The sequence below is a fragment of the Metaclostridioides mangenotii genome, from assembly GCF_018917235.1.
Lineage (GTDB): Bacteria > Bacillota > Clostridia > Peptostreptococcales > Peptostreptococcaceae > Metaclostridioides.
Genome location: NZ_JAHLOF010000014.1, coordinates 1 through 13,570, shown reverse-complemented (window position 1 = coordinate 13,570; position 13,570 = coordinate 1). Strand labels below are relative to the sequence as shown.

Here is a 13,570-nt window from a genome sequence, read left to right as displayed (position 1 = left end):
GATTATCTCTTCTATTTCCTCGTTATCGTAATCCCAAGTTATGTTGAGTCTACGTTTAATTTTTTCTAACATGTATTATAAATTCGGGTATTGATAAATTTTTGCATAAAAAAATAACCTCCTTTAAGGTTAACTCTTATTCTCCAGTTCCTGTCTCTGGAACACCTAATTTTGATATATCAAATGTTAAGAAAGATTTAGCCTCAATAGGCTTTCCATGTCCAGCCATTTTAGTGATGTAGATTCTCTCATCTTCTAAGAAGTGATATTCGTCTGAGAACTGTATCATTGAATTAAAACCTATCCCCATAAAATAATCCTCTGGTATACAAGCTATCATTTTACCAGCTGGTACATAAACAGATTGTACGATATCGGCTGCTATAGGTAATTTATTGAATACATAATTGCCGTTTAGATCTTGCATAGTTGTTTGAGGGAATATTTTTTCCCAGTAATCACCAGGATTACATACTAGTATTACATTTTGTACTGTTTTTACCTTTCCGTCGACCAAGGGTTTCATCACAAGTTTTCCAAGAGATGTTGGTGTTAAGTCTGGAAGAACAACCGCCTTTCTATCTGGGTAACCTGTTGTTTGGTTAAATAACCCTGTTATATCCTTTAGCATTCCTATTGGTTGGTCTACTCCTGTACCTTCTATGATAGCTTTTTCAAGTCCAATAGCAATAGATTCTTGCAATATTGCTCTTACAAATTTATCTAACCATACCGGACCCAGTCCTAACATGTCTTTAGATAATGGAACAAACGCTGACAGTTTGTTTAATTGTGTATCTATAACTTCGAAGCTATTATCTAGCATTTTAGTTATTTCACTACCAAGTTTACCCCAAACGGCACCTTCTGCATCTGCTTTTCTTCCAAGCCATCTTGTAATACCTGTTGTATTAACCAGTTGTATTTTAGTTAAAAGTGGGTGCTGTGCCTCTAAATCCTTAAATATCCTATCGATTACAGTCACCGGCATTAGTTCTTCTTTGCCTTTAAAACCGCCATCTGATATAACTGCATTGTAATATTTAGTTTCTGCTGTTGTTAATACTCTTAATCCTCTTTCAGCTAATACATTTTGGTCACTCAACTGTTCTTCGGTTATTTTTTTAGCTTCGGCTATAATATTACCTTCTATAACTTTTGTAGCTTCCAATTGGTATTTTACAAAGTCCTCTTCATTTTCTGCACCTATTGCTTTAGCTAATAGTTCTTCTATACTTAATTCTAAATCTTTATTTATCATTCCCATTATTTTACCTCTTTTCTAAATTTATTTAGTATGTTTGTTTTAGGATCTTCATGCTTTTTGTATTTACTTAAAATACTTGCTTTTATGTTTAATTGCGGTGCTGGATTATGTTCTTCCTCTACCACATTAGCAAAACCTAATGTTATGCACTCTTCTGCTGTTAGATAACTCTCATCATCTAAAAGTTGAGTAAGTTCTTCTTCTGAACCAACAAACTTATCCATGTAGCTTTGTCTTACAGATATGTTTATTTTTTCTAACTTATCTGCTTCTGCTCTTAACTCTTTCGCATTTCCTGCTGTGTAAGTCCAGGCATTGTGAATCATCATTGTGGCATTCTTAGGCATTATTATTTCATCTGCTCCCATTGCTATAACAGATGCAGCACTTGCTGCAATCGCATCTATATATGCTATTACTTTACCCTCATAATTTTTTAATTGATTACATATAGCAATCCCCGCGAATACGTCGCCTCCATAACTATTAATGTGCAGATTTATCTGTTTACCATTAGCCTTATTGATTACATCAATAACTTGTTGTGGGCATGTGTATTCATCTTCGTCATACATCCACGATTTAGAGTTCATAATAGGTCCATATAAAAGAAAATCTACCTCTGTGTCTTTTTCGTTCATCTCGCATCTTACATTTATTTTTTTATCCATTTTCATTGTTATCATCACCACCTTTCAAATAATTTGATATTTCTTGATAGTTCTTAGTAATCATGTACATGTTTGCCCAATCCTCCTGTACTTCTTCCTCTCTTAGCATTTCTTTAACCCAGTTTGCATTAACTGCTCCTATTCTATATAAAGCCTCAGCACTTGAAGCAAGTTTTGTTGGATCGTAACCTTTAATTGTATTCGTCTTAACTTTAATCTTTGAGCCTTTTAACATGGCATCCATGCCGTATAGTTTCCTATTAGATTCTCTCTCGATTATGGATACAAACGGGTTTATACTAAAGGTGATAAAGTTATCTGTCATGGCTTCTACATCTGCCACATCGCCTTTTAAAAGTCCCCTAGGGATATTAAGAGCATCCGCACAAATATTTAGGATATCATCAAATAGTTTTCTTATATCCTCTGTTGTTTGTCCATTTGTCTTTTTGCTCGTTTGAGTAGGTGAAGTAGATCCACCTTCTACTATCTCAAGTCCATCTTCTAGAGGTGTTACAGAATCATTTTCAGAAAAATATCCTCTCATTCTGTTTTTAAATATGTCGTCTAATGTTGTATCATATTCAGATTCACCAGTTTCCGGGTCCACTTTAGTTCTTAATTGTTCGAAAGTCGTACCTATTTTTAAGAATATTTTTTTACTGTTGTTTCTGTTGTAGTTTTTTATGGAAGTTGTAATTAGCTTCCCATAACTACTGTAAACACTCTCAATATAAGAGTTCACGCTAGAATTGTTAAGCTTAAATCTTAAAACTTCGCTTTCTTTAAATTTCTTAGAGAAAGTATAGTCGCCTACCATTACATCTGTGTAAATATTCCCTAAAATTGGAGATTCCTCTAGGGTATAACTGTCTGCAACTAAAAATTCCCCTTTGCTGTCTTGTATTACCAAACAACCTTGGGGATTCGTAACCATATAAAATACAACTTCATTCCAAAAATCTGATGCATTTTGATTCTTATTTGGTTCTATATTGAAGTTGTACCAAACACTATCTTTTATTTTTTCTTTTTTAACATACGTTTCAAAATTACACTGAGTTAAAGCATTTGCTATTTTATTCATACAAATCGCTAAAGCATATTCTTTATAACATGTTTCCGCGGTTATTATTAGCGTTTTATTAGTAGTTTCTATTTTAGGCCTTTGAAACGATGTTCGGCCAAATAAATTATTTAAAAAACCCACTTAATTCACCTTCTTTCTTAGTAAGTATAAGTCTTAAGTTTCTTATTATATGTAAATGTATTTACTGAAATTTGCTCTCTTAGAGCCATAGCATGAACAAATGCCATAAATCCATCTGTTTTACGTCTTTGTGGTTCTATTTTTTCATAGGTTTTGTTACCCTTACTATTTGTAACTACTTTTACGTTATTAGTGTACCATCGCATCATCATATCATCACCATATATGATTTTATGTTCAGCAAATGCTTTTTCAATAACTGGTGCTAATTTCCCATGAGTTATAGGGCCATTTCTTACAGTTTCTAATGGTAATCCTTTTTCCTCAAAATCTTTTTTAAGAATAGCAGCTCTGTAATCATCGCAACCTATATTTATAAGTCTATAGTTATTCTCCTGGATCTCTTTTAAAAACCACTCTGATATATATTCTTCGTTCATCGTATTTCCTGGTATAATTGTTACTAATCCTTTTTCTTTGGCCAATTCTAAATCAATCTTATATTCAGCTAATCTTAAACTTTCAGCAACTATAAAGGTATGATGTTTAAAGTAATACTTACCATCTTTTTTAAACATTAACCCAACACCTATAAAGTCTCTAACACTTGCATAATCTATACCACCAACACATTGATATCCTTCGAAATTAGGAAACTCTTGATCTGTTGCCTTAATTTCCTCCCAATTTGCAACTGCAGTTGTTACATCTTCTATTTGATAGTTAAGTCTCTTAAGTAAAAATTCCATTTTGAGTTGTGGATTCTTTAAGGCATCTTTGTATGATTCCTCGTATTCATCTTGTAAATCCGGTAAATACGGAAGCATCGGATTTGCCTTTATCCAACATTTAGGATCGCTCCATTCTTCATATTTATTTATAGAAGCCATAAAAGGAAACATACGAGAATTTATATCTTTTTCTCTTAAAACTTGTCTTCCCTCTTCTTTCATATCATCTAGCACAGATCCCCTTGTATTTCCATCTGTTGTTATATAGAATATCCTAGCATGTTTAACTTTACCTAATGCCGACGTAAATACTTTAATGTTTTCATAATCCTCATAAGCATGTATTTCATCGAAAACCACCGCACCAGGTCTAAGGCCATCTTTAGTTTTTGCATTTGAAGTATAATATTTAATCTCAGAATTAGTTTTTTTAAACTTTATTAATTCCTTGCTTCTGTAATATGCACCTTGTAGTTTTGAATACTCTCCAATAGTTTCATATATATCATTAAAACTTGTTTGTGCTTGATCCTCGCTTGTTGCAACCATATCTACGTTATAGTTATGTATGCCATTCTTATTCGAAGTTAGTCCAAAAGTTAAATCAGATATCCATGAATTTTTACCAAAACCACGACCACAGTATATAAATATCTTACGAAAAACAGTTCTACCATCTTTAAAGAAAATATATGGTATTGAATGTAAAAACTTTTGAACTGGTGTTAGTTCATAGGGCCTATATCTTTCAATTAATTCGATAACTCCCTCAACTTTTTCAATATCTACATAAATATCCTGCTTTTCAAACTTTAATTTTAATAATTCATTTAATTGTTTTATTTCATTACTCACTGGATATTTTTCGGAGTCAACAATATCAATCCATTCAGTAATATATGAACAATTTATTTTTTCATAAAGTTTCTTTTTAGATATCACATCCATCATCTGCCTTGACTTTATCAGTTGTTATATTTAACTTATCTAGCAGTATAAGCATCTGTTTGTTCATCTGCATTAATTGGTTTACTGCATCATTTTTCTTTACGCCCCGTTCCGTATCAAACATGACTCCATATTCTTCAACATTTTGTTCTAATGCGATAGTAGTATCCCACATTTTCATATACCTTTGAACTAAATCGGCAAAAGGCTCTTTGTATTGCCCTTTCTTTTCAAGCTGGTCTATTAAAGCCTTTTCTATTTTCTCTCTAGTTTTTAATATCTCATTTTCCTTCTTAGCAGCCATAATTTCACCTCCCTCGCGCGCGCATGATAAAAATATTTATTTATATTTAAATAACCCCCCTCCCCGTTGCTTGGTTCCCCAAATAAACTTCCATTTGATTTAACCCGGGGGCTTACCATCGTTCTTCATTCTCAAACTTTGGTTTGTTGCTCTTAAGTCTCTCATGTCTCTTGTTATGGCAGTCCTTACATAAACATAATAGATTACCTAAATCAAGAAATAGATCAGGTCTCACTCGTTTATCTTTAATGTGATGCACTTCCTTAGCATGAGAGAACTTACCAACGCTCTTACAGTCTTGGCACTCATTGTTATCTCTCTTCAGTGCAGCACTACGAAGTATCTTCCATTCCTTTAATTGATATGGTCTATAATTTTTATTCTCAGCAAGATAAGATTGAATCTTCAATAGTAAGACAGGTGTCATTAAGTTCATTGGATCACCTACCTTTCATTAGAAATCTTTATGATTCTTTATAATTAATTCCTGAATCGTATTAGATATTATTAGGGCTTCTTTGTCTTGCCACATCACCACCTCAAATTACTTTATTGTATTAAAATAAAAAAAGAACTTTTAATCCAAGTTCTTTTTTTATCTATTTATAAAATTTTACCTATAAACTTTCCTTTGAAGCCGCACTTATTACATTTTACTTTTCCACCATCAATTATTTCTGATTCGGTTTGTTTTTCACATACAGGGCAATTAATTTCAACTATTTTTCCCTTATGGAATTGCGATAAGTATTCTTGTGTATCATTTTGACAAGTATCAGCCATATCTTCTAATTGCTTAGCTAATTCCTCTAGTCCACTTACATCAAATTCTATACTCATATAATTCACCTCCTAATTAATAATTACCAAATATATTTGATTTAATCAATTCACATATATTTAAAAAAATAATTCTACTTTATCCGATGAAATCCTTCTTTTTTCTCTAAATTATTTGTTACTTTAGGACTCTTAGGAATCTTCCTCATATCCTTATTTATCGTTCTCAGTTCCTTGTTAGGTAAATCTATTGTCGCTCCAATAAGTCCTGCATCAACCCAAACTTTCTTTTTACTCATTATCCTCTCCTTTTATTGCAATAAAAAAGAACTCTTTTCATTTTAGAGTTCTAAGGCTTTAATTAGATCTTCTATAATTTGTAGCTATTTTAAATATCAAATAACATGTAAAATATATCAAAAAATAATATATTACGTATAAAATAATATCAGTTATTTGAAATACATGATAATTCATAATAAAAACTATTAATAAAATTGCTATTATAAAAGGCGTTTTCATATTTATCTGCTTTATTACACATATTATGCTATTTATAATTAATGAAATTGGAATAAAATAAGTTAACCCACAAATTAAAGTGATTTTCATTTCTAATTCCGAATAACCAATATTCATAGTAATAATATTCTTGAATGTAAACATATTTATTATAACTATTGTAGAAATAGGCAATAAAATCCCTAGAATATTAATTTTCATTCTTAAATCCCCCCTATACAATCATATGACAAATACAATTTTTTACGATTAAATAATAAAATTAAATAAATAGAAAAGACTTAGAAATTAATCTAAGCCTTTCTTTCACTATAATAATTGAAGGAGGAAAATATGTAGGAGGTGTGCCTACAGAATTTACCATACTTATTGAGCGAACCCCACACTCAATCATAATTAAAGATTCGCTCAAAATTTAGAAATTCCTTCTTAAGTAACTAAATTTACTAGATTAATATCAACTTACTCAGATTGCTGACAGGCAGATCCCTTTAACTATCGCCTATCCAGTAAATATTTAGTTGCATTATCATGTAATTGTTGGGCGAATTCTATGAGTTGCACATAGATTAATACTACACTTCACACGTTAGGGTGAGGTAACCAATCTCACCCACTCAGTAGTACACTTTTACAATATAAATCATAGGGAGGTTATTTGAAAAAATTTACGTAAACGAAAACGTAAGTGGACTTGCCGAGGTCATGCCCTCGACTTGTCCATGTTGATGGCTAGGAAGTTCCCTTTAACTAAGCCTAGCCAGTTATTAAGTTTTAGTAGTGGATTATTTTTCCACAATACAATTATCTCATGTAATTATTGGAAAAACAGGCAAAAAAAGTGCATTACTAGAAATATAAAAATTTATAGATCTAATAATGCACTATTATTTTTTAAAAATTAAATTTCAATAACTTATCATTTTCTGAAAGTATTATAGAACTTTTTTCCTCTACAAACTCAACAAATTTAGTATAATCGCCTAATTGATATCTATTTAAAGATACAAATGCCTGCTTATTACTGTCTTGCGCTATTATAGATAATTGACTTAACATATTACATATTTGCCTAGGATCAATACCATTATAGCATGAAGAATCTTGAACCATTATTTCTGTAAAGGAACTGTATTTGAAAATAATATAATCAATTACATTCTTTCTTACTTCATTTACACCCTCACCTGCGTCTCCATTAATATTTAACTCAATATTTATAGGCCTTGCTGTTTGGTGCTTATCCCTTAATTTTATATCAAAATATGTCTGAATATCATCATTATATATTTCCTTAACTAAGTCAAATATAAAATCTTTATATTTTTTTATTAGATCTTCATATTCTTCTAACGTTTCTTTAGACTTTTTAAATTTTTTTACAAGTTCTTCATCATCTTTTCCGATTTTTTTATCAATGTTTTTTATCTGCGATAGATTTCCTTGCTTATATTTTAGATTTTGAAGATCAGCATTATATTTTTCATAAATTAAAATAGATTCTTGGTATACTTCATTATTTGAAATTATTTTTCCTAATTCATCTAATTTAGCTGCAATATCAATTAATTCACTCTCAAGTCTACATATGATTTGTTCAATTTCAATCTTTTTATTCTCTAAATAATCTTTTCTTTCTTTATAAACTATTTTATGAAAATCTTCAACATCAGATAATTCTTTTTTTACCATTTCCGGAACCTCTTGCTTTGCCTTGTTATAAATAGCCAATAAATGCTCCGCAGTAATATCAATTTTATTAGAACTAATGATGAATTCCTCAAGCCTTTTTATTTCTAGTTTCTGATTTTCGATTTCAGATTTTATTTTTTTGAGATTTTCACTTTTCTCTGAGTATTCTTCTAGTATATCCTTTTGATTCTCCGATATTTCAATATTCTTTATCTTCTCACTTATTGAATTTACTTTGTTTGTCAACTCTTCTACTCCCTTATCTACAAAGTAAATTTCTTCATCTATTTGATCTTCATCAATACCTTCATAAAAAGTAGCTAAATCCTTCTTACTAGCCTTACCTCTTTTAATAGAATCTTGCAAATTATATATATCATCTATATCTTTGATTAGATTATATAGTGAAAGCATTTTTAAAAAAGTTTCAATATCATCTTTAGTTGCTTTATCAGATCTAGAGCTAATTATTCCAACCTTATTAGTTAATAAAAATTGTTTCTGATATATACTTCTTTCAATATCAAAGAATCTTTTATAATCAGCTAGTTCATAATTTTCTCCATCAACTAAAAATTTTGATTTTCCAATAGTTCGAAAGACATTATATTCTTTTCCATCATGTGTCACGTATGCCTCTAATACAATTCCTTCCAAATCTTTTTTCATAGTTTTTGAATCTTCATTTGCTCCATAGATATAGTCTATCATTTTTAAAAGTAACGTTTTACCTAGACTGTTTATAGTTGCCCCTAAATCTTCTGGATCTCTTATGTCTCCGAATATAAATGATATACCTTTGTCATTAAAATTAATATCTCTAATTAATTCATCACTTTTAGATTTAATTTTTAGATTTAATATTTTCATTTAATATCTCTCCCTTTTTATTGTAGGAAATCATTTCACAAAGATACATAAATTCTAATACATATATAAATTTTTGATATGTAGGAGGATTATTGATTTTTTTAGTATTTACGTACTTTTTATTAAATTTATTCCATAGTTTATCAATTGTTAAACTCTTATTATTTAAAGTTTCCAAAATTAGTCCACCTAAGCCTAAAAAACTTTCTGACAAAGATAAGTATTTATTAGGTAAAATCATATACACTCCTCCTTTTCGAAAATATCACATTTATCAAAAATATATATAACTAAAAATTTAGCTGAAATTATACTTGCATTTTTATTTTCAACAAATTCGATGACTGAATCATATATCTTATTTAATAGGATAACTCCATCATGATTATTTTTAAGTTCGTTGTATTTATCTATAACCAAATTTTTCACTCTATCAAATTTATTTTCACTCAAAATATCCTGATTAACCTGATTTACTGCTCTTTCAACTACATCTAATTTCCCTAAAATATTTTCTATTTCATCTAATGCACCATCTAATCTATTAATACTTATTTTTTCTGGGGTTGATACCCTCTCATAACAGGTTTTTGTTCCATGTATAAAATTATAACTAATATTACCTGCAATTTCATCAATTAAATGAATCATCATTTTCTCTGTAATTGCATTAGGGTCTATAAAATTTTTGATTTGTAATCTAGATGAAATCGACTTCAATTTTTCAATATCATCTACATCTTCTAGTATTTCTCGTAAATAGTCAAGATTTACAACTCTATATTTAAATTCTACAGAATATTCTTTGCTTAGTTTATCGTAAAGTGTTTCAAAAAATCTTTCACTATCATGAGGTAAATTAGTATCTCTAGTATTGACTATAAATATAAACTCATTTACTTTTCCATTCCATTTTATTTTACCTGATGTTTTTCCTGATGTTTTATTTAATAGTTCAGTTAAATCTTCTTCATATTTTTCTTGAATTTCTTTTTTAAAAGTTTTTTTTAGATCAAAAGGTGCATAAACCTGATAAAATAGAGCATCTTCAACTACCCATCCATCATTCTTATCATCTCCACCATAAGGGCGTGGCATTTCAAATGTCTTTTTTTTATATCTATAATAAACGCTTAAAATATCACCTAAGCATTCTTGAAAATTGGTACCAGAAATTCCCCTCATAAAACTTACTATGGATTCTATATAATCATATTTATCTAAAGTCAATTTATATCCTCCTATTATTATACCTATAAGTATTTCTTAAATGTAATAATCTTTGTGTTTTAACTCTCTTCTTTTATTTATACTTTATATAATGAAAAGATTCAATAAAATTTGTATAATTTGGTATAAATTGGTGATAAATTTAAATAATACTTATTCACTCCAGATTTTCAAATAAACTAGGTTCATCTTCTTTAAAAACCTTTCTTCCAAATAATGTTATGGCTATACTTTTAACTGCTTCACTTCTCTTGTACTTCAATGCTCTTTCACTATAACAAGTCTTATCAATTATTTCATCCCAACTTAAACAATCCATGTACTTATATTCTATTACTTCTTTATGTATAGGACTTATATTACTTATAGCCCTGTCAATCTTAGTTATAAGATTACTTTCCTCTTCAATCTCATTTTCTAACTCCTCTATCTTGCATAAAGTCCTAATAACTTCTTCCTCAACCTCTTTAGATATCTTATTAGTTGTAGATACTTTTTCTTTGTCATATGTAATTGCTTTAGCAGTATAATCACACTTTATTTTCTCTTTAAGCCTTTTTAGTTCATCCAAATGTGATTTTAATTCTCTATATCCTTTTAGTAAATCAATTGTAAATTCAATGCATTCTTTTTCTAAATCGTTAGCCATAACATCACTCCTATAAATCTTCTATTACTACCTCAATTCTTGGTTCATTGCTATAATATTTACTAGCATGTAACTCACATATGTATCTATCATCTTTGAATGCTTTGCCGTTTAATCCATCAAATACAGCCTTGACCATATTATCTATATCTTTCTTTGTAGGTCTTAAGTAACTCGGTTTCTTAGGTTTCTTCGAGTAGATATCTATACTTACTTTGATTAAACCCTCGTAATAGTGTCTCTTACCATACAAATACTTGATTGACTGTTCAAAATATCTTGTTTTATCTGTCGTTCGAGCATGTCCATTTTGGTCTGTCCTTGCTAACACACTCTCCTGGTATTGTAAATTCTACTTTCAAATTAACCCTAATCCTCCTCCATAATTATTAAATCCTCTGCTTTTAGATCAAGTGCTTTAGCCATTTTATAGATAGTTTCTTGTCTTGATGTAGAACCTCTTTTAACAACTCTAGATACTGTGACTTTCCCTAAACCGCTCATCTCAGCAAGCTTATTCATTGAATATCCTTTGTTTAGCATTGCTAGTTTTAATGCTTTTAAATCTAAATCATAGTTCATATTACTCGCCCCCCATATCATCCTCAGTTAAATTATTCAGCCCTAATTGACTTCTCAAATACTTATTATCACGATTCAACTGTATGCATCTACAATAAACTTCATCCGATAACTTGTTACTTTCTAAGTGGCTTCTATATTCCACCCAACGACCAAGTAAGAATACCGCAATTAACGTCCCTATCGCCACTAGGGCAAGTATTATTACAATAGCTATATCATTAATCATATTCACCCTCCAAAACTCTCTCAGCCTTAATAATAGCTTCAAGAATGTTATATCCTTCATCTATCCAATAATGCCTTGCTAGATCTATTAAGGCTTGCCTATTTTCTAGTTTTACTTTCATATGCTACTCTTGTATTAACTCCTTAAATTTCTCGTTCCAATAATCAAATCTATCTATCTTTTTATATATAAAAGATTCTATTGCTGCTAGTGTTATTCTGATAGACTTAGATTTACATAAATACATTTTTAACCCTATCTTATTAAGTAAGATTTCGTCTAAATTGTTATCAAGTATCTCTGTGAAATCCTTAAACGCTTCTAGGCTAACTATTAATACACATTGATTGAAGTTATTTAAAGCCACATCAACGTTTATATCTGTCCTATTAAAGAACTCATATAGCTTCATCATAATTTCATAGTTTTTATCCTTTTCAATTTCAAATTCGGATGTATCTAGCAATTCTTGGAATATTTCTTCTTGCTTTATCATTTTCATATACACCCCTCCTAGGCTCTAATTTTTCCACTTGTCATAAACAAATACGTATTATTAAATAAACATCCATTACTTACATAGCTGCTAACACGACAAAGTTTAATACCTATATCCTTAGATATTTCTTTATAACTTCTATACTGTTTAAGCTCTCCTGTCGCTATATTCTCAACATATAAGAACCTCTTTTTCAAAATGCTGTTAAATATATACTCTTTCATATCTTTTAAATTCTTGTACTTTGTAGGCTCTGCATTGAAATTAAAATCTATATACTCTTGTAATTCTTTTTTATTTAGAATACCTGCTTCGTCAATACTTTCGTCAATCGCAGTTATTATGCTGTGACATGTTTTCTTTTCAAAGTTTGTAATTTTAATCATTCCTTTCTAGAGGGGTTGTCCCCCTCTTATCCAAACTTAGCCTTTTGGCTTTTCCTTATAATTTCGTCCAATTCATCAGCTGAATACTGATTAAATGATTCTTTGAAATTATGAAACTTTGTTTTCTTAGGAACAGGCTTGTCCACTTTATCAATTTTGTTATTGTTATTTTTATTTAATTTCTCTTGCTCTCTTTCTATCTCAAGAGCTTTCAGTTGATCATATGTAGTAATGTTGTTATCGTTCCATTGCTTAAGAATTCCTTTTAAATAGCCTTGTGTTAACTTTCCACGTTCTGTACATATTTCTACTGCTCTTTTAAAGAGATCTAATTCTATTTCCTTAGAAAGTTCTATAAGCCATTGTGCAGTGATCCCATTTACTACTCCAATATTTTGTTGATAGAGTTTACTAAATTCTCCTAAAGAGTTATCCACAGATTCGTCCTCTTTATCTATATACATACTTGTTATATTAGTATTGTTAATATTAGTATTGTTACTGGACGCGTGGCGACCTACCCCTAGGTCATGTGGCGACCTACCCCCAGTCGTGTCGTGACCTAGGTCGTGTGGCGACCTACCTACTACACTCATAACTAAATACAAATTACTGTCGTTTTCCTTCTTGCCTGCTTTACTTCTTTTTTGCTTTATTATTAATTTTTTATCTTCTAAATCTTTAATAACCGTCTTGACTTTTGTAGTACCGCAACCTGCTTTTTTAGCTATAGTTGTAATACTAGGAAAACAACTACTATCTTCATTTGCATGTCTAACTAGAACCATGTAGACCATTTTCTCGTAAATAGTAAGATTTAGATTATCAATTAGTTCATTCTCAACCATAAACCAGTTTTTTTCTCTGTTGTCCTTAAGTAAATTCAAGGCTTATCACCCTCTTTTATATCTCTGTAAAACTAATAACCTTATTTAATACCTTTGTACTTTTGCAGTAATCGCAACACTCACATCTATGAGGCTCTCTTTTACCACTCTTA

19 protein-coding genes are annotated in these 13,570 nt (G+C 30.0%); all 19 read right to left on the bottom strand.

Going from position 1 to position 13,570, the window contains the following annotated elements; translation table 11 throughout:
• Positions 1–136: 136 nt before the first annotated feature.
• The 19 genes from KQI18_RS13480 to KQI18_RS13395 all read right to left on the bottom strand — a co-directional run bounded on the left by KQI18_RS13480 (position 137) and on the right by KQI18_RS13395 (position 13,457).
• Complete coding sequence (locus KQI18_RS13480; protein ID WP_216468448.1) at positions 137–1,267, bottom strand: phage major capsid protein; 1,131 nt, start codon at positions 1,265–1,267, stop codon at positions 137–139.
• Positions 1,267–1,944: a head maturation protease, ClpP-related gene (locus KQI18_RS13475; RefSeq protein ID WP_216468447.1), complete on the bottom strand. Its 678-nt coding sequence runs from the start codon at positions 1,942–1,944 to the stop codon at positions 1,267–1,269. The genes KQI18_RS13480 and KQI18_RS13475 overlap by 1 nt, the downstream gene beginning before the upstream one ends.
• Positions 1,931–3,148 (bottom strand): phage portal protein, encoded by a 1,218-nt coding sequence (locus KQI18_RS13470; RefSeq protein ID WP_216468446.1) that lies wholly within the window; start codon positions 3,146–3,148, stop codon positions 1,931–1,933. The genes KQI18_RS13475 and KQI18_RS13470 overlap by 14 nt, the downstream gene beginning before the upstream one ends.
• 17 nt (positions 3,149–3,165) lie before the next feature.
• Positions 3,166–4,821, bottom strand: coding sequence for a terminase TerL endonuclease subunit (locus KQI18_RS13465; RefSeq protein ID WP_216468445.1), 1,656 nt, complete (start codon positions 4,819–4,821; stop codon positions 3,166–3,168).
• On the bottom strand, positions 4,811–5,131 hold the full coding sequence (locus KQI18_RS13460) for a P27 family phage terminase small subunit (RefSeq protein WP_216468444.1): 321 nt from the start codon (positions 5,129–5,131) through the stop codon (positions 4,811–4,813). Before KQI18_RS13460 ends, KQI18_RS13465 begins: the two co-directional genes overlap by 11 nt.
• 112 nt (positions 5,132–5,243) lie before the next feature.
• Entirely contained in the window at positions 5,244–5,567 is a 324-nt protein-coding gene (locus KQI18_RS13455) for an HNH endonuclease (RefSeq protein WP_236887782.1), read from the bottom strand.
• A gap of 167 nt (positions 5,568–5,734) precedes the next feature.
• On the bottom strand, positions 5,735–5,971 hold the full coding sequence (locus tag KQI18_RS13450) for a hypothetical protein (RefSeq protein ID WP_216468443.1): 237 nt from the start codon (positions 5,969–5,971) through the stop codon (positions 5,735–5,737).
• 74 nt (positions 5,972–6,045) lie between these two features.
• Positions 6,046–6,210, bottom strand: coding sequence for a hypothetical protein (locus KQI18_RS13445; RefSeq protein ID WP_216468442.1), 165 nt, complete (start codon positions 6,208–6,210; stop codon positions 6,046–6,048).
• Between the two features lie 1,117 nt (positions 6,211–7,327).
• A complete protein-coding gene (locus KQI18_RS13440; protein ID WP_216468441.1) occupies positions 7,328–8,995 on the bottom strand; it encodes a DUF2326 domain-containing protein in 1,668 nt (555 codons plus the stop codon).
• On the bottom strand, positions 8,970–9,236 hold the full coding sequence (locus tag KQI18_RS13435) for an ABC-three component system middle component 6 (RefSeq protein ID WP_216468440.1): 267 nt from the start codon (positions 9,234–9,236) through the stop codon (positions 8,970–8,972). The genes KQI18_RS13440 and KQI18_RS13435 overlap by 26 nt, the downstream gene beginning before the upstream one ends.
• Positions 9,233–10,225 carry a hypothetical protein gene (locus KQI18_RS13430; protein ID WP_236887781.1) on the bottom strand — a complete coding sequence of 331 codons (993 nt, stop codon included), beginning with the start codon at positions 10,223–10,225 and terminating at the stop codon, positions 9,233–9,235. Before KQI18_RS13430 ends, KQI18_RS13435 begins: the two co-directional genes overlap by 4 nt.
• Positions 10,226–10,382: 157 nt before the next feature.
• Positions 10,383–10,874, bottom strand: a complete 492-nt coding sequence (locus tag KQI18_RS13425) for a hypothetical protein (RefSeq protein ID WP_216468439.1) — start codon at positions 10,872–10,874, stop codon at positions 10,383–10,385.
• A gap of 10 nt (positions 10,875–10,884) precedes the next feature.
• Positions 10,885–11,205, bottom strand: a complete 321-nt coding sequence (locus KQI18_RS13420; protein WP_330654430.1) for a RusA family crossover junction endodeoxyribonuclease — start codon at positions 11,203–11,205, stop codon at positions 10,885–10,887.
• Positions 11,206–11,243: 38 nt separating this feature from the next.
• Positions 11,244–11,456 (bottom strand): helix-turn-helix domain-containing protein, encoded by a 213-nt coding sequence (locus KQI18_RS13415; RefSeq protein ID WP_216468438.1) that lies wholly within the window; start codon positions 11,454–11,456, stop codon positions 11,244–11,246.
• 1 nt (position 11,457) lies between these two features.
• Positions 11,458–11,691 carry a hypothetical protein gene (locus KQI18_RS13410; protein WP_216468437.1) on the bottom strand — a complete coding sequence of 78 codons (234 nt, stop codon included), beginning with the start codon at positions 11,689–11,691 and terminating at the stop codon, positions 11,458–11,460.
• A complete protein-coding gene (locus tag KQI18_RS14385; protein WP_272876232.1) occupies positions 11,678–11,806 on the bottom strand; it encodes a hypothetical protein in 129 nt (42 codons plus the stop codon). The genes KQI18_RS13410 and KQI18_RS14385 overlap by 14 nt, the downstream gene beginning before the upstream one ends.
• Positions 11,807–11,809: 3 nt before the next feature.
• Positions 11,810–12,187: a hypothetical protein gene (locus KQI18_RS13405; RefSeq protein WP_216468436.1), complete on the bottom strand. Its 378-nt coding sequence runs from the start codon at positions 12,185–12,187 to the stop codon at positions 11,810–11,812.
• Between the two features lie 11 nt (positions 12,188–12,198).
• The gene (locus KQI18_RS13400) at positions 12,199–12,570 is read right to left on the bottom strand and encodes a hypothetical protein (RefSeq protein ID WP_216468435.1); all 372 of its coding nucleotides are present in this window, start codon (positions 12,568–12,570) and stop codon (positions 12,199–12,201) included.
• Between the two features lie 26 nt (positions 12,571–12,596).
• The gene (locus KQI18_RS13395) at positions 12,597–13,457 is read right to left on the bottom strand and encodes a helix-turn-helix domain-containing protein (protein WP_216468434.1); all 861 of its coding nucleotides are present in this window, start codon (positions 13,455–13,457) and stop codon (positions 12,597–12,599) included.
• Positions 13,458–13,570: the final 113 nt, after the last annotated feature.

Bases quoted from the DNA above. Each gene is read 5' to 3' on its own strand.
- KQI18_RS13480 (WP_216468448.1), bottom strand. From the start codon at position 1,267: ATGGGAATGATAAATAAAGATTTAGAATTAAGTATAGAAGAACTATTA.
- KQI18_RS13475 (WP_216468447.1), bottom strand. From the start codon at position 1,944: ATGAAAATGGATAAAAAAATAAATGTAAGATGCGAGATGAACGAAAAA.
- KQI18_RS13460 (WP_216468444.1), bottom strand. From the start codon at position 5,131: ATGGCTGCTAAGAAGGAAAATGAGATATTAAAAACTAGAGAGAAAATA.
- KQI18_RS13455 (WP_236887782.1), bottom strand. From the start codon at position 5,567: ATGAACTTAATGACACCTGTCTTACTATTGAAGATTCAATCTTATCTT.
- KQI18_RS13450 (WP_216468443.1), bottom strand. From the start codon at position 5,971: ATGAGTATAGAATTTGATGTAAGTGGACTAGAGGAATTAGCTAAGCAA.
- KQI18_RS13445 (WP_216468442.1), bottom strand. From the start codon at position 6,210: ATGAGTAAAAAGAAAGTTTGGGTTGATGCAGGACTTATTGGAGCGACA.
- KQI18_RS13440 (WP_216468441.1), bottom strand. From the start codon at position 8,995: ATGAAAATATTAAATCTAAAAATTAAATCTAAAAGTGATGAATTAATT.
- KQI18_RS13435 (WP_216468440.1), bottom strand. From the start codon at position 9,236: ATGATTTTACCTAATAAATACTTATCTTTGTCAGAAAGTTTTTTAGGC.
- KQI18_RS13425 (WP_216468439.1), bottom strand. From the start codon at position 10,874: ATGGCTAACGATTTAGAAAAAGAATGCATTGAATTTACAATTGATTTA.
- KQI18_RS13415 (WP_216468438.1), bottom strand. From the start codon at position 11,456: ATGAACTATGATTTAGATTTAAAAGCATTAAAACTAGCAATGCTAAAC.
- KQI18_RS14385 (WP_272876232.1), bottom strand. From the start codon at position 11,806: ATGAAAGTAAAACTAGAAAATAGGCAAGCCTTAATAGATCTAGCAAGG.
- KQI18_RS13405 (WP_216468436.1), bottom strand. From the start codon at position 12,187: ATGAAAATGATAAAGCAAGAAGAAATATTCCAAGAATTGCTAGATACA.
- KQI18_RS13400 (WP_216468435.1), bottom strand. From the start codon at position 12,570: ATGATTAAAATTACAAACTTTGAAAAGAAAACATGTCACAGCATAATA.